The sequence below is a fragment of the Streptomyces sp. NPDC001880 genome, assembly GCF_053594575.1.
Genome location: NZ_JBSFET010000003.1, coordinates 11,945 through 28,627, shown reverse-complemented (window position 1 = coordinate 28,627; position 16,683 = coordinate 11,945). Strand labels below are relative to the sequence as shown.

General features: G+C 69.3%; 20 protein-coding genes and 1 pseudogene. 13 read left to right on the top strand and 8 right to left on the bottom strand.

The features are described from left to right. The first annotated feature begins 56 nt into the window (after positions 1-56). The 4 genes from galT to ACWCQ6_RS02780 all read left to right on the top strand — a co-directional run bounded on the left by galT (position 57) and on the right by ACWCQ6_RS02780 (position 4,422). Positions 57-1,100, top strand: coding sequence for a galactose-1-phosphate uridylyltransferase (galT, locus tag ACWCQ6_RS02795; RefSeq protein ID WP_451084979.1), 1,044 nt, complete (start codon positions 57-59; stop codon positions 1,098-1,100). Then, entirely contained in the window at positions 1,097-2,077 is a 981-nt protein-coding gene (gene galE, locus ACWCQ6_RS02790) for a UDP-glucose 4-epimerase GalE (RefSeq protein ID WP_451084978.1), read from the top strand. The genes galT and galE overlap by 4 nt, the downstream gene beginning before the upstream one ends. Beyond that, entirely contained in the window at positions 2,074-3,270 is a 1,197-nt protein-coding gene (gene galK / locus ACWCQ6_RS02785; RefSeq protein ID WP_451084977.1) for a galactokinase, read from the top strand. The genes galE and galK overlap by 4 nt, the downstream gene beginning before the upstream one ends. Positions 3,271-3,585: 315 nt before the next feature. Continuing rightward, positions 3,586-4,422 carry a LuxR C-terminal-related transcriptional regulator gene (locus tag ACWCQ6_RS02780; RefSeq protein ID WP_451084976.1) on the top strand — a complete coding sequence of 279 codons (837 nt, stop codon included), beginning with the start codon at positions 3,586-3,588 and terminating at the stop codon, positions 4,420-4,422. Here ACWCQ6_RS02780 and ACWCQ6_RS02775 read toward each other — a convergent pair. Next, complete coding sequence (locus ACWCQ6_RS02775) at positions 4,381-4,878, bottom strand: MarR family winged helix-turn-helix transcriptional regulator (RefSeq protein ID WP_451084975.1); 498 nt, start codon at positions 4,876-4,878, stop codon at positions 4,381-4,383. The genes ACWCQ6_RS02780 and ACWCQ6_RS02775 overlap by 42 nt on opposite strands. A gap of 88 nt (positions 4,879-4,966) precedes the next feature. Here ACWCQ6_RS02775 and ACWCQ6_RS02770 point away from each other — a divergent pair, with 88 nt between their 5' ends. Beyond that, on the top strand, positions 4,967-5,764 hold the full coding sequence (locus ACWCQ6_RS02770) for a trans-aconitate 2-methyltransferase (RefSeq protein ID WP_451084974.1): 798 nt from the start codon (positions 4,967-4,969) through the stop codon (positions 5,762-5,764). Continuing rightward, positions 5,764-6,129, top strand: a complete 366-nt coding sequence (locus tag ACWCQ6_RS02765) for a VOC family protein (protein ID WP_451084973.1) — start codon at positions 5,764-5,766, stop codon at positions 6,127-6,129. Before ACWCQ6_RS02770 ends, ACWCQ6_RS02765 begins: the two co-directional genes overlap by 1 nt. A 3-nt stretch (positions 6,130-6,132) precedes the next feature. Here the strand turns inward: ACWCQ6_RS02765 and ACWCQ6_RS02760 are convergent, their stop codons facing one another. From ACWCQ6_RS02760 to ACWCQ6_RS02745, 4 genes are all read right to left on the bottom strand, one after another. Further along, positions 6,133-6,735, bottom strand: coding sequence for a Uma2 family endonuclease (locus tag ACWCQ6_RS02760; RefSeq protein WP_451085110.1), 603 nt, complete (start codon positions 6,733-6,735; stop codon positions 6,133-6,135). 92 nt (positions 6,736-6,827) lie between these two features. After that, on the bottom strand, positions 6,828-7,055 hold the full coding sequence (locus tag ACWCQ6_RS02755; protein ID WP_451085120.1) for a hypothetical protein: 228 nt from the start codon (positions 7,053-7,055) through the stop codon (positions 6,828-6,830). Positions 7,056-7,154: 99 nt separating this feature from the next. After that, the gene (locus tag ACWCQ6_RS02750; protein ID WP_451084972.1) at positions 7,155-7,457 is read right to left on the bottom strand and encodes a hypothetical protein; all 303 of its coding nucleotides are present in this window, start codon (positions 7,455-7,457) and stop codon (positions 7,155-7,157) included. Positions 7,458-7,471: 14 nt separating this feature from the next. Continuing rightward, a complete protein-coding gene (locus ACWCQ6_RS02745) occupies positions 7,472-8,116 on the bottom strand; it encodes a hypothetical protein (RefSeq protein ID WP_451084971.1) in 645 nt (214 codons plus the stop codon). Positions 8,117-8,193: 77 nt separating this feature from the next. On the opposite strand from ACWCQ6_RS02745, the gene ACWCQ6_RS02740 reads away from it, so the two are divergent. Further along, positions 8,194-9,075 carry a hypothetical protein gene (locus ACWCQ6_RS02740; RefSeq protein WP_451084970.1) on the top strand — a complete coding sequence of 294 codons (882 nt, stop codon included), beginning with the start codon at positions 8,194-8,196 and terminating at the stop codon, positions 9,073-9,075. 24 nt (positions 9,076-9,099) lie between these two features. Here ACWCQ6_RS02740 and ACWCQ6_RS02735 read toward each other — a convergent pair. Continuing rightward, positions 9,100-9,309 (bottom strand): annotated as a pseudogene (locus ACWCQ6_RS02735) (ISAzo13-like element transposase-related protein); the annotation flags it as partial. Between the two features lie 41 nt (positions 9,310-9,350). Between ACWCQ6_RS02735 and ACWCQ6_RS02730 the strand changes: the two are divergent. The 5 genes from ACWCQ6_RS02730 (at position 9,351) to ACWCQ6_RS02710 (ending at position 11,503) form a co-directional block, all read left to right on the top strand. After that, positions 9,351-9,785 carry a hypothetical protein gene (locus ACWCQ6_RS02730; RefSeq protein ID WP_451085109.1) on the top strand — a complete coding sequence of 145 codons (435 nt, stop codon included), beginning with the start codon at positions 9,351-9,353 and terminating at the stop codon, positions 9,783-9,785. An 85-nt stretch (positions 9,786-9,870) separates the two neighbouring features. Then, positions 9,871-10,089, top strand: coding sequence for a hypothetical protein (locus ACWCQ6_RS02725; protein WP_451084969.1), 219 nt, complete (start codon positions 9,871-9,873; stop codon positions 10,087-10,089). Beyond that, positions 10,086-10,307, top strand: a complete 222-nt coding sequence (locus ACWCQ6_RS02720) for a DUF397 domain-containing protein (RefSeq protein ID WP_451084968.1) — start codon at positions 10,086-10,088, stop codon at positions 10,305-10,307. Before ACWCQ6_RS02725 ends, ACWCQ6_RS02720 begins: the two co-directional genes overlap by 4 nt. A 10-nt stretch (positions 10,308-10,317) precedes the next feature. Continuing rightward, the gene (locus tag ACWCQ6_RS02715; RefSeq protein WP_451084967.1) at positions 10,318-10,635 is read left to right on the top strand and encodes a hypothetical protein; all 318 of its coding nucleotides are present in this window, start codon (positions 10,318-10,320) and stop codon (positions 10,633-10,635) included. A 160-nt stretch (positions 10,636-10,795) separates the two neighbouring features. After that, the gene (locus tag ACWCQ6_RS02710) at positions 10,796-11,503 is read left to right on the top strand and encodes a peptidoglycan DD-metalloendopeptidase family protein (protein WP_451084966.1); all 708 of its coding nucleotides are present in this window, start codon (positions 10,796-10,798) and stop codon (positions 11,501-11,503) included. A gap of 416 nt (positions 11,504-11,919) precedes the next feature. Here the strand turns inward: ACWCQ6_RS02710 and ACWCQ6_RS02705 are convergent, their stop codons facing one another. Then, complete coding sequence (locus tag ACWCQ6_RS02705; RefSeq protein ID WP_451084965.1) at positions 11,920-12,606, bottom strand: TetR family transcriptional regulator; 687 nt, start codon at positions 12,604-12,606, stop codon at positions 11,920-11,922. Beyond that, a complete protein-coding gene (locus ACWCQ6_RS02700) occupies positions 12,603-13,604 on the bottom strand; it encodes an acyl-CoA desaturase (protein ID WP_451084964.1) in 1,002 nt (333 codons plus the stop codon). Before ACWCQ6_RS02700 ends, ACWCQ6_RS02705 begins: the two co-directional genes overlap by 4 nt. A gap of 324 nt (positions 13,605-13,928) precedes the next feature. Between ACWCQ6_RS02700 and ppc the strand changes: the two genes are divergently transcribed. Beyond that, the gene (ppc, locus tag ACWCQ6_RS02695; RefSeq protein ID WP_451084963.1) at positions 13,929-16,658 is read left to right on the top strand and encodes a phosphoenolpyruvate carboxylase; all 2,730 of its coding nucleotides are present in this window, start codon (positions 13,929-13,931) and stop codon (positions 16,656-16,658) included. The last annotated feature ends 25 nt before the right edge of the window (positions 16,659-16,683 follow it).

Here is a 16,683-nt window from a genome sequence, read left to right as displayed (position 1 = left end):
TTGACGCCTTTGTTGAGTTGTGGTTCATTGTGTTTGGTTATGTTTGGAGGAACCTGGTGAAGAAGACGGTTACGACGCTCGCCGACGGCCGGGAGCTGCTCTACTACGACAGCCGCGACGACGTCGTACGGGACGCCGTCGACCGACGCCCCCTCGACGCCGTGTCGACCTCGTCCGAGATCCGTCGCGACCCGTTCCTCGGGGACAGCGTCGCCATCGCCTCGCACCGCCAGGGCCGCATCTACCACCCGCCGGCCGACGAATGCCCGCTCTGCCCCTCGCGGGACGGCCGGCAGAGCGAGATCCCCGAGGCCGACTACGACGTCGCCGTCTTCGAGAACCGCTTCCCCTCGCTCGCCGGCGACTCCGGCCGCTGCGAGGTCGTCTGCTTCACCTCGGACCACGACGCCTCCTTCGCCGACCTCACCGAGGAACAGGCCGCCCTGGTCCTTTCGGCCTGGACCGACCGCACCGCCGAACTCGCCGAACTCCCGCAGGTCAAGCAGGTGTTCTGCTTCGAGAACCGGGGCGCCGAGATCGGTGTCACGCTCGGCCACCCGCACGGGCAGATCTACGCGTACCCCTTCGTCACCCCGCGCACCGAGCTGATGTTCCGCTCCATGGCGGCCCACCGCGCCGAGACCGGCGGCAACCTCTTCGACGACGTGGTGGCCCGCGAGGAGACGGACGGCTCCCGGATCGTCATCGACGGCGAGCACTGGGTCGCCTTCGTGCCGTACGCCGCGCACTGGCCCTACGAGGTCCACCTCCACCCCCGGCGCCGCGTCCCCGACCTGCGGGAACTCGACGAGGCCGCACGCACGGAGTTCCCACAGGTCTATCTGGAACTCCTGAGGCGATTCGACCGGATCTTCGGCCCCGGCGAGCCGCCGACCCCGTACATCTCGGCCTGGCACCAGGCCCCGTTCGGTGTCCCCGGACGGGAGGACTTCGGGCTCCATCTGGAGCTTTTCACCATCCGACGTACCTCCGGCAAGCTGAAGTTCCTCGCGGGTTCCGAATCCGGCATGAACGTGTTCATCAACGATGTGCCGCCGGAGGTCGCGGCCCAGCGACTGCGAGAGGTAGCGAGCCAGTGAGCAAGCCCCAGAAGAAGTACCTGGTCACCGGTGGTGCGGGATACGTCGGCAGCGTGGTGGCCCAGCACCTGCTGGAGGCCGGGCACGCGGTCACCGTTCTCGACGACCTCTCGACCGGGTTCCGGGAGGGCGTCCCGGCCGGGGCCGAGTTCATCGAGGGCCGCATCCAGGACGCGGCGAAGTGGCTGGACCCCTCCTACGACGGAGTGCTGCACTTCGCCGCGTACTCCCAGGTCGGCGAGTCCGTCACGGACCCGGAGAAGTACTGGGTGAACAACGTCGGCGGGTCCGTCGCCCTGCTCGCCGCGATGCGCGACGCCGGAGTGCGCACTCTGGTCTTCTCCTCCACCGCCGCCACCTACGGCGAACCGGCCACCACCCCCATCACCGAGTCCGACGCGACCGCTCCCACCAACCCCTACGGCGCCACCAAGCTCGCCGTCGACCACATGATCACCGGCGAGGCGGCCGCGCACGGCCTGGCCGCCGTCTCGCTGCGGTACTTCAACGTGGCCGGGGCGTACGGAAGTTGCGGGGAGCGGCACAGCCCCGAATCCCACCTCATCCCGCTGGTCCTCCAGGTCGCCCTCGGCCGGCGCGAGTCGATCTCGGTGTATGGCGACGACTACCCGACCCCCGACGGCACCTGCGTCCGCGACTACATCCATGTCGCCGACCTCGCCGAGGCCCATCTGCTGGCCCTGGACGCGGCCACCGCGGGCGAGCACCTGATCTGCAACCTCGGCAACGGCAACGGCTTCTCGGTGCGCGAGGTCATCGAGACCGTCCGCGAGGTCACCGGCCACCCCGTCCCGGAGACCGCGGCCCCCCGCCGCGCCGGTGACCCCGCCGTGCTGGTCGCCTCCGCCGCCACCGCCCGGGAGCGGCTCGGCTGGTCGCCGTCCCGCGCCGACCTGACCGGAATCGTCGCCGACGCGTGGACGTTCGCCCGCCGAGAGGAACCCACCGCCCCATGACCGAGACCAGTGAGCCGACCACCTCCTTCACCGGGAACAGCGAGCTGACCGCCTCCTTCACCGAGCTCTACGGGCGTGCGCCCGAAGGGATCTGGGCGGCCCCCGGCCGGGTCAACCTGATCGGCGAGTACACCGACTTCAACGACGGCTTCGTGATGCCGCTCGCCCTGCCGCACACCGCGCGCGCGGCCGTCGCCCGCCGCACCGACGGCGAACTGCGGCTCCACTCCACCGACGTGCCCGGCGGCGTCGTCCGGCTCCGGATCGACGAGCTGGCCCCGCAGCAGGGGCACGGCTGGGCGGCGTACCCGGCCGGGGTCGTCTGGGCGCTGCGCGAGGCCGGCCACCCGGTCACCGGGGCGGACATCCAGCTCACCTCCACCGTCCCCACCGGCGCGGGCCTGTCCTCCTCCGCCGCGCTGGAGGTCGTCACCGCACTCGCCCTGAACGACCTCTTCGGACTCGGGCTGTCCGCCCAGGAGTTGGCGGTCCTCGGCCAGCGTGCCGAGAACGCCTTCGTGGGCGTGCCGTGCGGGGTCATGGACCAGATGGCCTCCGCCTGCTGCACCGAGGGCCACGCCCTCCACCTCGACACCCGCGACCTCACCCAGCGCCAGGTCCCCTTCGACCTGGCCGCGAGCGGACTGCGGCTGCTCGTGGTCGACACCCAGGTCAAGCACGCGCTCGGCGACGGCGCCTACGCGGAGCGGCGGGCCGGCTGCGAGGCGGGCGCGGCGGCGCTCGGCGTACGGACGCTGCGCGAAGTGCCGTACGAGAGCCTCGGCGCGGCCCTGGACACCCTGGCCATGGCCGACGTCGACGAGTCCGTGGTGCGCTACGTACGCCATGTGGTCAGCGACAACCAGCGCGTCGAGCAGACCATCGCCCTGCTCGACGCGGGAGACGTGCGGGCCGCGGGCCCGGTCCTCGACGCCGGGCACGCCTCGCTCCGCGACGATCTGCGGGTCTCCTGCCCGGAGCTGGACCTGGCGGTGTCGGCGGCGGGCGAGGCCGGGGCGCTCGGTGCGCGGATGACCGGCGGCGGCTTCGGCGGCTCGGCGATCGTGCTGGTGGAGGAGGAGCAGGCGGACACGGTCTCCCAGTCCGTCCTCGCGGCCTTCGCCGCGGCGGGCCACGCGACGCCGCGGATCTTCCCCGCCGTGCCCTCGGCGGGTGCCCGCAGGCTCTGCTGAGCCCCGCAGGGCGCGCCGTACTTCGTCCACTTCTCTCGCAGGACGAAACACACACCACATCTCGGGGGTGGCGGGAGCCGGCCAGTTCTGTGAATTGCCTTCCGCCACGGCCCGTCGGCCGTACGCTGATGCACAGCACCGGTGGGGGCCGGTGCTGATTCAGGGGTACGAGACAGTCGGGTGCGGCGCCCGGGGCGGGTGATGGCCAGGACACGGCGGCGGCCGTGGAACCACGGTCCATCTCCCCGGTCCGGGGGCCGCACCCGCACTGGTCGGTCCCTTCCGGTGGGCCGGGGGCCCAGGAACAGACGCGGCATGGGGGTGCCTGTGGTTCGTATCCGGGTTCTCGTGGTGGACGACCACCGAATTTTCGCCGAGTCGCTCGCAGCGGCGCTCGCGGCCGAGCCGGATGTCGAGGTGTCGGCGGCGGGCAGTGGCCCCGCCGCGTCACGGTGCCTGGAGCGGGCCGCCGCCGAGGGGCGCGGCTACGACGTGATGCTGGTCGACGCCGAACTGGGCATCGCGGGCGACCGCCGGGCACCCGCCCCGGTCCCCGGCGGCGGGGAGAACGCCCCGGTGGCGGGCATCTCCCCGGTGGACGGCATCTCCCTGGTGGCCGGGGTCAGTTCGGGCCGTCCGTCCGTTCGCACGGTGGTGCTCGCCGAGAAGGACGACCCGGTCCGGGCCGCGCTGGCACTGCAGGCCGGGGCCTCCGGCTGGGTCGCCAAGGACTGCTCGCTGCAACGGCTGCTCGCGGTCGTGCGCGGGGTGCTGCGGGACGAGACGCATCTGCCCCCGGCGCTGCTCACCGGCGTACTGCGGGAGCTGACGGCGGCACGCAAGCACCGCACCGAGAGCGAGCAGTTGGTCGAGTCGCTGACCCCGCGCGAACGCGAGGTGCTGCGCTGCATGGTGGCGGGCCTGGGCCGCAAGGCGGTGGCCGAGCGGCTCTACCTCTCCCCGCACACGGTCCGTACCCATATGCAGAACGTGCTGGGGAAGCTGGGCGTGCACTCCACGCTGGCCGCGGTCGCCCTGGCCCGCCGGGCGGGCGTCGGCCCGGCCGACCCGGCCCCAGGGCCCGTCCGGCGGATCGAGGCCGGACAGGTCCTAGCCGGGAATGTTGTCGAACGGGGCGGTCAACTGGCGTAGCAGCCCCGCCAGTTCGCCCCGCTGCTGGGTGGAGAGCTCGCTCAGGATGGCACGCTCCTGGGCGAGCAGTCCGGCCAGCGACTGGTCGGCCTTGTCGCGACCCTGGGCGGTGAGCCGGACGAGCACGCCGCGGCGGTCGCTGGGGTCGGGGAGGCGCTCGACGAGGCTCTTCTTGGTCAGGCGGTCGATGCGGTTGGTCATCGTGCCCGAGGTGACCAGAGTCTGCGTGAGGAGCTGGCCGGGGGAGAGCTGGTAGGGGTCGCCGGCGCGACGCAGGGACGTCAGTACGTCGAACTCCCAGGGCTCCAGGTCGTGCTCGGAGAAGGCGATCCGGCGGGCCCGGTCCAGATGACGGGCCAGACGGGAGACGCGACTGAGCACCTCGAGTGGTTCCACGTCGAGGTCCGGGCGCTCGCGGCGCCATGCAGCGACCAGTCGGTCGACCTCGTCCTCCATGCGGATCAGTGTAGAGGGTCTGTCGACATGAAGTCTCTTGAGCTCAAGTGTCTTGACATCAAGATATCTCTGCCGTGATCCTGAGCCCATGACCACACCCACCTGGGACCCGCAGCAGTACCTGCGCCACGCCGACCACCGCACCCGCCCCTTCCTCGACCTCCTCGCCCGCATTCCCGACCTCCCGGCCGCCCCCGCACCCCGTATCGCCGACCTCGGCTGCGGCGCGGGCAACGTCACCGTTCTGCTCGCCGACCGCTGGCCCGAGGCCCGGATCACCGGCTACGACAACTCCCCGGAGATGCTCGAACGGGCCCGCGCCCACGCCGGCCCCCACCTCGACTTCGCCGAGGCCGACGCCACGACCTGGACCCCCGCCGAGCGTCACGACCTGATCGTCTCCAACGCCCTGCTCCAGTGGGTCCCCGACCACGCCGCCCGCTTCCCGGCCTGGCTGGACGCGATCACCCCCGGCGGCACCCTCGCCTTCCAGGTCCCCGGCAACTTCGACCAGCCCAGCCACGTACTGATGCGCGAACTCGCCGCCTCCCCGCGCTGGCGCGACCGCCTCGCCGACCGGTTGCGCCACGCCGACGCGGTGCTCACCCCCACCGCCTACCTCGACGCGCTGACCGCCCCCGGCATCACGGCGGACGTCTGGGAGACCACCTATCTGCACCTCCTGCCCGGCCAGGACCCGGTCCTCGACTGGGTGAAGGGCACCGGCCTGCGCCCCGTCCTGACCGCCCTCGCCGACGACTCCGAGGCCCGCGACGCCTTCCTCACCGAATACCGCGACCTGCTCCGCACCGCCTATCCCCAGGGCCCGCACGGCACCGTCTTCCCGTTCCGCCGCATCTTCGCCGTGGCCCGCAAGGAGAAGTGATGATCGCCGCCGTCGACCATGTCCAGCTCGCCGCCCCGGAGGGCTCCGAGGACGCCCTGCGCGCCTACTACGAGGACATCCTCGGCATGACGGAGATTGCCAAACCCCCGGCCCTCGTGCCCCGTGGCGGCTGCTGGTTCCAGGCGGGCCCCGTCCAGCTCCACCTGGGCATCGACCCCGACTTCCACCCGGCGAGGAAGGCCCACCCCGGGCTGCGCGTCACGGACATCGAGGCGTACGCGGCCCGGCTGGAGGAACGGGGCGCCGAGGTGCGCTGGGACGGCGACCTGCCGGGACACCGTCGCTTCTTCAGCCACGATCCGGTGGGGAACCGGCTGGAGTTCCTGGAACCGGTGGACGGCTGACCGTCACAGCGCGTCCAGCGCCTCCCGGGTGATGTCGATGTCGATCGGGAACGGCACGCCCGTCTTGAGGCGGTCGTGGTGGATCCCCGTCAGGGCATACGCCCTGGTCACCGGGTCCAGTTCGTACACCCGCACCACCGGGTGGTTGTCGGTGCCGGCCATGTCGACCAGCCAGAAGTTCGGGATCCCGGCCGCCGCGTACTTCTGCGGCTTGGCGTCGCGGTCGCGGGCCTCGGAATCGGGTGAGACGACCTCGACGGCGAGCAGGACGTCGGCGGCGTGGAAGCGGGTCAGGTCAGGTCCGGTGACGGTTTCGGCACGAACGACGGAGATGTCGGGCTCGGGGCCGTTGCGGGGGTCGAGAACGACCGTCATCTCGCGACGGATCTTCATTGCGGGTGGTGCACAGCTGCGCAGCCCGATCGCCAGCAGATCGATCATCGTGCTGTGGAAATCTCGCTGTGGACTCACAAAGACCAGGCTCCCGTCGAGCAACTCCGTGTGCGGCGGGAGATCCGGCAAGGTGAACAGATCGTCCACCGTGTATCCGTCCTGGGGCGGCACCGGCCAGCGGGAGCTGTGCGCGGTGAACGGCTCGGCGGTCATGATTCCTCCCATGGACGGGATTCTTGGCCCTACGGACCACAGTAGGTGCCGCTTCCCCGAGCCGTCATCACAACGGGTGATCAACCCCCCGTTCAGCTCTTGCGGTGCCCCACCAGCCGGGGTTTCGACTGAGCCTGTCCGTGTCCGGTGTCGACCTCGGCCCAGACGAGGAGACCGCAAGAGACGCCTGAGGCCTCGGCGACGGCGGCGATCCCGCCGTATCCGAGCTGGCGCGCCTCCGCCGCGTACAGCAGTCGGCGCTGACGTTCGTCCAGATACGGCGCCACCGCCTCCAGCTTCGCCTGCAATGCCTCGATCAACCCACCGAAACGCCCCATATCACATCAACGAGTTGAAATCCCGGAAGCAACCAGTAGTTCCTCGACGGGCCCACGTCAGGCCGAGACAGGCCGGTTTGCTCACCGGAGTGCTTGGGCTGCGGCCTCTGCGACCAGCTCACTGCGCGAAGCCGTGAGTGATTCCAGCACCTGATGTGCGGACGGATGCGACGCCAGGGCGAGCACAGCGGCATGCCGGCCTCTGGCATCGGCCCGCTCGTCGGAGGCGAGTTCGGTGAGGGGCTGTTCAGCGTCATCACCCAGCTTCGCGTGCAGCAGTGTGACGGCGAGCTGCGGCGACAGTGCCGTGCTCTCACCGCGGGCGGCTTGCAGCAGCTCCTCGACCGTGAAGTCGTCTGACTGGTAGACAAAGGAATCGGACATGACATGAGTTCCTCTCAGGGGCCTATCAAATCGGGAGGAATTCCTGGACGTATCACGCAATGGCCGAGCATGGTAGTCCGGTCGGAGGAATTGACACTCACCGCATCGAACGGATTCCCGCTCGTCACAGACCTCGACTGCGTCATGAGGCTGTTGTCGTGAGGATCGGGGTGTCCCGTGGCCGTGTTGGCTACGGCACCCAGGTAGTGCCCTATTTCATGAGCGAGTGTTCTCCCCGTTCTCTCCCCCTCGATATCGACGACCACCGACCGCATACCTGTTCCAGTCCGTGGTGAACACGGCCCGGGCTGGGGAGAACGCCCCAACGTCTCGATCACGCTAGTACCGCTAGTCGTGGTCACATTCATGTTCGCTGGCAGGACGACGGGAACGAAATCCCCATCAGCAGTGAGATCGTGGCCGGCGTTGTCGATGTCTGCGCTGCTCGTCACCGTCGCATGACCCGACGAGTTTGCCGCTGTCCGCAAGTCCCAGGTCACCCGACCCACCCCGATGCCAGCCGCCATGCAGATGTCGCGCAGGCGGAATATCGCATAGTCGATGGTGTTCCGATCGTTGGCGGTGATCAGATCGGATCCGGCGATGATCAGTCGCACATGGATATGCTGGCCCTGCAGGCTATTGGCGAGACGGTTCATGCTGACCATGGGCCGGGGACGTGTCGACACGACAGCGGTGGTGCGTGTCGCGTCAACTCGTCGTTGATGTCACGCTCATGACGTATCTGGCGAGTTCGCAGGCGCGGGTGGTGACGCTGACCGAGTGCGGTACCCACGCACAGATCGACGCGGCGGTGGGCGGATTCAACGGCGGCGAGCCGGAGCTGGCGATCAAAATGGCCGACGCGGCGGCCGGGATGCTGGTCATCATGGACCGCGGCGCTGTGGAAGGCACCGGGACCGGGGCTCATCTACTGATCCGTGCCCGGTCGAGCGTCGCTGCTCGCCCGGTCGAGTATCTGCCCGACGGTACTTACCTGGCGAGGATGAACCTGGCCGGGCAGAAAGGCGCGCATCCCGGAGGTGTGCTGGTCCGCGTGATCGAGTACCGCGTCGACGGCGGCGAGGTGGTCAGGTTGTTGACCGACCTGGTGGAGCCGGTCGCCTATCCGGCGGCGGAGTTGGCAGGGCTGTACCACTCGCGGTGGGAGGCGGAGTCGGCATTCCGGCAGATCAAGAACTTTCAGCGCGGGCCGGCCGAGGTCCTGCGCTCAGGTGACCCGGATCTGGTGCGTCAGGAGGTCTGGGCGCATCTGGTCGTACACCACTGCCTCACGCGGGTCATCATCACTCTGGCCGACGACAACGGGATCGCCCCGGACCGGGTCTCCTTCGTCAAGGTCCTCAAGCATGCACGGCGCAGCGTGGTCCGCCAGTGCACGGACACGCCCACGAAGATCAAGGACTTCTTGGTGGTGCTGGCGGCAAAGGTTCGCCGCAAGCTCGACAACGGCGCCAGGCGCCTGCGGGAGGCGGACCGACATCTGAAGCGTCCGGACTCGAAGTACTCCTCAAAGCTCTCCTACTGGATCAACACCCGTGACCGGCGGCCGACACGACGGATCACAGCCGAGGTCATCACGCTGCAGCCGCGATAGTTCAGTAGTCAAGCAACGGCATTGGGTGCTGGGCGGCAGGTGACACACCGTGATCTCAAGGCCGGTCTCGGCAGCGAGGACAACGACATGGGTCTTCCAGCCGCGGGTGCGGCAGCCGTTGGAGCCCCCGCCGTCGGCGGTGATCAGCAGCCGACGGGCGCAGGGGTAGTCGTGTCGGCCGCGGCCCTGCCACCAGCGCCGGGTCGAGGCGACGGCGAACGCCGCGGTGTCGTGTAGTTGAGTCGTGGTGGGGCGTGGGAGTCTGGCCCTTGATCGTGGCGATGACCTGTGTGGGGGGAGAGGGCTGGATGAGCGTGGCGTGGGCAGCGACATCGCCAGAATCGGGGCGCTTCTCGCCGGTTGAGAAACGTTCAGAGGTGAGAGATCTGTCAGATCGTTTAAACGAACTGCGTTCCCGTGGCCAGGGGTACATCGAGGTTCGGTCGCCGAACCAGGAGTTTCCGGTGCTGATGCTGGCCTTCCGAGATGATCAGGCGGTCGTCCATCTGATGAGTGATGCTGAGCGGATGTCTCTGCTCGCGGGAGACGGCACCCTGTTCTCGGACGCCGAGGTTGCGGTCCCGATCACGGACGAACTCGCTGCGTTCACAGGTGACTTTGTCCTGGGGCTCGATCGGGCGTGGGACCTGGTGCACAACTTCGCCTGGACAGGGGTGGTCGGCACTGCGGGTGAGTGGTGTGAGTTGTAGCTGAAAGCCCGTGACACGATCACGGTTGGTGCTTCTTGAGGCGTCTCCAGCAGATGAGGCTACAGGCCAGGGAGGCGAAGGCGTCGTGAAGGTTGGTGCGGCGTTCCCAGCGGACAGCGAGGCGCTTGAAGTGATGGGCATGAACGTGGTCTATCTCGAACTGCACAAGCGTGGCCTGTATCTCGACGCTGCCACCGGAGTGCAGAGCTACAAGCTCGTGATTGATTACTTGCGATCCCAAGCGGCAGATACTTCGCGCATCGTCGAACTACTGGCCGAGGCACGGCAGGAGCTCACCCGATGAACAACACACCAATCGATGTCCAGTTCGCAGCTATGAACTGGATAAAGAGCAGTTACAGCGCGGCCGACAACGAGTGTGTCGAGGTCGCACCCGCCCGGCCGTTGGTCGGAGTCCGGGACTCGAAGGTGACGCAGGGGCCCGAACTTGCCCTGACGGCCGACGCGTTCGCCACGTTCCTCGACGGAGTCAAGGACAGCGGACTGGACCGGACTGTCTGACGTAGCCGCCTTGAGGAACAGACGCGAGGTGGGCGGCCCCGGCCGGGGCCGCCCACCTCGTTGTCCGGTCCGGCAGACCAAGGTCACCGGTGGCCCCGACGACGGCCGCACCACCAGCTTCGAGTACGACAACAGCGGCAACACCACCAAGCGCACGACCGGGGCAAATGTCCAGGATCTGAAGTGGGATGCCGAGGTCCACCTCGCGAATCTCACCGAGGTCGGCAAGACCAGCAGCTGCGTCTACGACGCGGGCTGCGTGATCTGCCGGCTCCACTCGTCTTCGAGGAACCGGGCGACCGGGCCCGGGGCGGGATTCCTTGTGTGAGCAGCGACTTCGGCTTGAAGACGCATGGACGTCGCTGCCCGCGGTGGTGAAGACTTCGCTCCTCGTCTCCGGTTTGGCTCGAAGAAGGTGAGTTTGAGCCGGCCAGGCCAGACGGCGGTGCTTCCCGGGCCTTACTGTTCAGGAGGATTCCGTGCGAGTCATGTACACATCCCGTGCCGCACTGCGACGCCTCGTCATAGGCACCGTCACCGCGGCTTCCCCGGTCACTTCCGCTCTTGTCTCCGCCGAGCCCGCAATGGCGGAGACAGTCTTTCAGGCTCCGTTCGCCTGCGGTGAGACCTGGAGAGGCGCCACCCGGTCCAGCCACAACAACTACCACTCCATCGACTTCAACTGGGGTTCGGGCAGTGACGACTACCTGCGGCCGGTGCCCGCCAGCAGCGCCGGCAAGGTGACCGGATCCGGGGTCTACAACGACGGCGTGTCCTACGTCCTCATTGACCATGGCGGCGGCTGGGCCACACGTTACCTGCACATGCAGGTCAGCAGCCTGCTGCCTGTCGGCACCACGGTGCGGATGGGCGACGTGGTCGGAAAGGTCAGCGACGTCGGCTCGCCCGGCGCCTACCACCTTCACTACGAGCAGCGCTACAACGGTGGGATCGTCGCCGCCAAGTTCGACGGTGTGCCCTTCGGCTACCCCTCTCAGTCCATCACCAGCAAGAACTGCGGGTCCGCCGCTTCCGGCGGTTTCGGTGACTGGTCGGGAGACGGCAAGCCGGACGTACTGGCCCGGCAGACCACCACGAGCAACCTGTACCTGTACAAGGGCACCGGCGCAGGCGGGCTGCAGGCCGGCAACACCCAGGTCGGCAGTGGCTGGGGCGGGATGAACGCGCTCTTCTGAGCACGGTATTTCCCGAGGCCCAGGTTGAAATCGTCGTGTCCGGATCCTGGCCAGGCCCGAAGGCGCGGACTGGATCGAGGCCGCACGGCACGCCACAGGCCTCCCTGACTCCGCCCTGCGGGCGATGGCGATCGGCTACCGCCACGGCGGTCGGCCGGCGCCCGTGCCACCCTCGCCGTCGCCCCGCCACAATGGACGTCCTCGGACGGGCACAAGAGGCCGTCCATGCCTCCCGCGCTGTTGCCCTCGGGGCCATCGGCATCGACGGCAACGCGCTCACCGACACGACCGTCGGAGTCAAGATCCGCTCAGGCCCCGACGGCCGTGAACCGTCGTTCCCGGGAAGGCGGATCCGAGAACGGCGCTCCACTCGCCCGATTCGAGGTGATCCGGCCGAGCGGGTGACCAGCCCCCGTTCAGCTCTTGCGGTGCCCCACCAGCCGGGGTTTCGACTCCAGGTTCTCCAGGCCGTGCCAGGCCAGGTTCACCAGGTGGGCGGCGACCTCCGACTTCTTCGGCTTGCGGGCGTTGACCCACCACTGGCCGGTCAGGGCGACCATGCCGACCAGCGCCTGCGCGTACAGCGGGGCCAGCTTCGGGTCGAAGCCGCGGGCCTTGAACTCCAGGCCCAGGATGTCCTCCACCTGGGTGGCGATGTCGCTGATCAGAGAGGCGAACGTGCCGGTCGACTGGGCCACGGGGGAGTCGCGGACCAGGATGCGGAAGCCGTCGGTGTACGTCTCGATGTAGTCGAGCAGGGCGAACGCCGCCTGCTCCAGGAGCTCGCGGGGGTGGCCCGCGGTCAGCGCGCCGGTGACCATGTCCAGGAGCTGGCGCATCTCGCGGTCGACCACGACGGCGTACAGGCCCTCCTTGCCGCCGAAGTGTTCGTACACGACCGGCTTGGAGACACCGGCGCGGGAGGCGATCTCCTCGACCGAGGTGCCCTCGAAGCCCTTGTCGGCGAAGAGTGTGCGACCGATGTCCAGCAACTGCTCGCGGCGTTCCTTGCCCGTCATCCGCACCCGGCGGGTACGCCGGGGGGAGGAAGGACGGTTTTTCTCGCTGTTGGTGCTGGAGTCGGTCGCCACGTCGTCAATCATGCCGCGTCGGCGCGCGCGGGGTCGCGCCGGGAGTCGATGCGGCGGGATTCGATCCGGGCGGAGTCCGGCCAGCGCACGTCGTGCGCCCAGCCCAGCTTCTCGAACCAGCGGATCAATCGGGCACTCGAATCGATCTGGCCGCGCATCACGCCGTGCCGGGCGCTCGTCGGATCGGCGTGGTGCAGGTTGTGCCACGACTCCCCGCAGGACAGGACCGCGAGCCACCACACGTTCCCGGACCGGTCGCGCGACTTGAAGGGCCGCTTGCCGACCGCGTGGCAGATCGAGTTGATCGACCAGGTGACGTGGTGCAGCAGGGCCACCCGGACCAGCGAGCCCCAGAAGAAGGCCGTCGCCGCACCCCACCACGACATCGTCACCAGACCGCCGACCAGCGGCGGGAACGCCAGCGACAGGGCCGTGAAGGTCATGAAGTGGCGGGAGATGCCGCGGAGCGCCGGGTCCTTGAGCAGGTCGGGGGCGTACTTCTGCTGCGGAGTCTGCTCCTCGTCGAACATCCAGCCGACGTGGGCCCACCACAGGCCCTTCATCAGGGCGGGCAGGCTCTCGCCGAAACGCCACGGCGAGTGCGGGTCGCCCTCCGCGTCGGAGAAGCGGTGGTGCTTGCGGTGGTCGGCCACCCAGCGCACCAGCGGACCCTCCACGGCCAGCGAACCCGCGACGGCGAGAGCGATGCGGAGCGGGCGCTTCGCCTTGAAGGAGCCGTGCGTGAAATAGCGGTGGAAACCGATCGTGATGCCGTGGCAGGCGATGAAGTACATCGCCACGAGCAGACCCAGGTCGAGCCAGCTCACGCCGCGGCCCCAGGCCAGCGGCACCGCCGCGACGAGCGCCACGAACGGCACCACGATGAACAGCAGAAGGGCGATCTGCTCGATCGACCGCTTGTTGTCCCCGCCGAGCGTGGCGGAGGGAAGGGCCCGACCGTCGGCCGCCGATGGCTGGGCGTCGTCGATCACAGCGGGGCTGGTGTTCATGGGGAGTCCCCTGGGGATGAGGAATACGACGGATAGCTCTGGCTACGGTTCCGTAACCTACGGCAACGTAAGTATGGCAGTGCGAGAGCCCGCCGCACGAGAGCGCGACGGGCCGCTCCCGAAGGGGAAACCCGATCGGGCCGCGATCAGCGCCGACGGAGTGGACACCTATCCTGGTGGGGTCGGACAGCGCGGTCCGCACTCTGCTTTCCGGGGTGGCGTCAGCACCGCTGCCTGCCGTGGCCCCGGAGACCCCCTGTGGCCGCTGCCTGCCGCGGCCCCGGGAGAACCCCCGTGCTCAACCACTGCAAGGAGCCGCACACCGTGAGCAGTGCCGACCAGACCCCTGCCGCCAGCGCCGAGCTGCGCGCCGACATCCGCCGCCTCGGCGACCTGCTGGGCGAGACCCTCGTACGCCAGGAAGGCCAGGAACTCCTCGACCTCGTCGAGCGGGTCCGCGCCCTGACCCGCACCGACGGCGAAGCCGCGGCCCAGCTCCTCGGCGACACGGACCTGGAGACCGCCGCACAGCTCGTGCGCGCCTTCTCCACCTACTTCCACCTGGCCAACGTCACCGAGCAGGTCCACCGCGCCCACGAGATGCGTGATCGCCGCGCCGCCGAGGGCGGGCTGCTCGCCCGCACCGCCGACCGGCTCAAGGACGCCGACCCCGTCCACCTGCGCGAGACCGTCAAGAACCTCAACGTCCGGCCCGTCTTCACCGCGCACCCCACGGAGGCTGCCCGGCGCTCCGTGCTCAACAAGCTCCGCCGCATCGCCGCCCTCCTGGAGACCCCCGTCGTCGAGGCCGACCGGCGCCGCCAGGACCTGCGCCTCGCCGAGAACATCGACCTCATCTGGCAGACCGACGAGCTGCGCGTCGTCCGCCCCGAGCCGGCCGACGAGGCCCGCAACGCCATCTACTACCTCGACGAACTGCATGCCAACGCAGTCGGCGACGTACTGGAGGACCTGGCCGCCGAACTCGAACGCGTCGGCGTCGAGCTGCCCGCGGGCACCCGCCCCCTCACCTTCGGCACCTGGATCGGCGGCGACCGCGACGGCAACCCCAACGTGACGCCCGCCGTCACCTGGGAAGTACTGATCCTCCAGCACGAGCACGGCATCACCGACGCCCTCGAACTCATCGACCACCTGCGCGGACTGCTCTCCAACTCCATCCGCTACACCGGCGCCACCGACGAGCTGCTGACCTCCCTCGAAGCGGACCTCGAACGCCTCCCCGAGATCAGCCCGCGCTACAAGCGGCTGAACGCCGAGGAGCCCTACCGCCTCAAGGCCACCTGCATCCGGCAGAAGCTCCTCAACACCCGCGAGCGCCTCGCCTCCGGAACCCCGCACCGCCCCGGCTGCGACTACCTCGGCACCGCCGAACTCATCGCCGACCTCGAACTCATCCAGACCTCACTGCGCGAGCACCGCGGTGGACTCTTCGCCGACGGGCGGATGGACCGCACCATCCGCACCCTGGCCGCCTTCGGCCTCCAGCTCGCCACCATGGACGTCCGCGAGCACGCCGATGCCCACCACCACGCGCTGGGCCAGCTCTTCGACCGGCTCGGCGAGGAGTCCTGGCGCTACGCCGACATGCCGCGCGACTACCGGCAGAAGCTCCTCGCCAAGGAACTGCGCTCCCGCCGCCCGCTCGCCCCGACCCCGGCCCCGCTCGACGCCGCCGGAGAGAAGACCCTCGGCGTCTTCCACACCGTCAAGGAAGCCTTCGAGCGCTTCGGCCCCGAAGTCATCGAGTCCTACATCATCTCGATGTGCCAGGGCGCCGACGACGTCTTCGCCGCCGCCGTGCTCGCCCGCGAGGCCGGCCTGATCGACCTGCACGGCGGCTGGGCCAAGATCGGCATCGTGCCGCTCCTGGAGACCACCGACGAGCTGCGCGCCGCCGACGTCATCCTCGACGAGATGCTCGCCGACCCCTCGTACCGCCGCCTCGTCTCGCTGCGTGGCGACGTGCAGGAGGTCATGCTCGGCTACTCCGACTCCTCCAAGTTCGGCGGCATCACCACCTCCCAGTGGGAGATCCACCGCGCCCAGCGCCGACTGCGTGACGTCGCGCACCGCTACGGCGTACGGCTGCGGCTCTTCCACGGCCGCGGCGGCACCGTCGGCCGCGGCGGCGGCCCCTCGCACGACGCGATCCTCGCGCAGCCGTGGGGCACCCTGGAGGGCGAGATCAAGGTGACCGAGCAGGGCGAGGTCATCTCCGACAAGTACCTCATCCCGGCGCTCGCCCGGGAGAACCTGGAGCTGACCGTCGCGGCCACCCTCCAGGCCTCCGCCCTGCACACCGCACCCCGCCAGTCCGACGAGGCCCTGGCCCGCTGGGACGCCGCGATGGACACCGTCTCCGACGCCGCGCACGCCGCGTACCGCAAGCTCGTCGAGGACCCGGACCTGCCCGCGTACTTCTTCGCGGCCACCCCCGTCGACCAGCTCGCCGACCTCCACCTCGGCTCCCGCCCGTCCCGCCGCCCCGACTCGGGCGCCGGACTCGACGGACTGCGGGCCATCCCGTGGGTCTTCGGCTGGACCCAGTCCCGCCAGATCGTCCCCGGCTGGTACGGCGTCGGTTCCGGGCTCAAGGCGCTGCGCGATGCCGGTCTGGACACCGTCCTGGACGAAATGCACGAACACTGGCACTTCTTCCGGAACTTCATCTCCAACGTCGAGATGACGCTGGCCAAGACCGATCTGCGGATCGCCCGCCACTACGTCGACACACTCGTCCCCGACGAGCTGAAGCACGTCTTCGACGACATCGAGGCCGAGCACGCGCTCACGGTACGGGAAGTCCTCAGGGTCACCGGCTCCACCGAACTGCTCGGCACCAGCCCCGTGCTCCAGCAGACCTTCGCCATCCGCGACGCCTACCTGGACCCCATCTCCTACCTCCAGGTCTCGCTGCTGGCCCGCCAGCGCGAAGCCGCGGCACGCGGTGAGGAGCCCGACCCGCTGCTCGCCAGGGCCCTGCTGCTGACCGTGAACGGTGTCGCCGCGGGTCTGCGCAACACCGGCTGACCTGCTCGCCCGCAGCATGACAGTG

Excerpts from the sequence above, each read along its gene's own strand:
- galK (WP_451084977.1), top strand. The coding sequence starts at position 2,074 with ATGACCGAGACCAGTGAGCCGACCACCTCCTTCACCGGGAACAGCGAG.
- ACWCQ6_RS02740 (WP_451084970.1), top strand. The coding sequence starts at position 8,194 with ATGACGTATCTGGCGAGTTCGCAGGCGCGGGTGGTGACGCTGACCGAG.
- ACWCQ6_RS02745 (WP_451084971.1), bottom strand. The coding sequence starts at position 8,116 with ATGAACCGTCTCGCCAATAGCCTGCAGGGCCAGCATATCCATGTGCGA.
- ACWCQ6_RS02700 (WP_451084964.1), bottom strand. The coding sequence starts at position 13,604 with ATGAACACCAGCCCCGCTGTGATCGACGACGCCCAGCCATCGGCGGCC.
- ACWCQ6_RS02705 (WP_451084965.1), bottom strand. The coding sequence starts at position 12,606 with ATGATTGACGACGTGGCGACCGACTCCAGCACCAACAGCGAGAAAAAC.
- ACWCQ6_RS02720 (WP_451084968.1), top strand. The coding sequence starts at position 10,086 with ATGAACAACACACCAATCGATGTCCAGTTCGCAGCTATGAACTGGATA.
- ACWCQ6_RS02770 (WP_451084974.1), top strand. The coding sequence starts at position 4,967 with ATGACCACACCCACCTGGGACCCGCAGCAGTACCTGCGCCACGCCGAC.
- ACWCQ6_RS02710 (WP_451084966.1), top strand. The coding sequence starts at position 10,796 with ATGTACACATCCCGTGCCGCACTGCGACGCCTCGTCATAGGCACCGTC.
- ACWCQ6_RS02765 (WP_451084973.1), top strand. The coding sequence starts at position 5,764 with ATGATCGCCGCCGTCGACCATGTCCAGCTCGCCGCCCCGGAGGGCTCC.
- ACWCQ6_RS02760 (WP_451085110.1), bottom strand. The coding sequence starts at position 6,735 with ATGACCGCCGAGCCGTTCACCGCGCACAGCTCCCGCTGGCCGGTGCCG.
- ACWCQ6_RS02780 (WP_451084976.1), top strand. The coding sequence starts at position 3,586 with ATGGGGGTGCCTGTGGTTCGTATCCGGGTTCTCGTGGTGGACGACCAC.
- ACWCQ6_RS02750 (WP_451084972.1), bottom strand. The coding sequence starts at position 7,457 with ATGTCCGATTCCTTTGTCTACCAGTCAGACGACTTCACGGTCGAGGAG.
- ACWCQ6_RS02775 (WP_451084975.1), bottom strand. The coding sequence starts at position 4,878 with ATGGAGGACGAGGTCGACCGACTGGTCGCTGCATGGCGCCGCGAGCGC.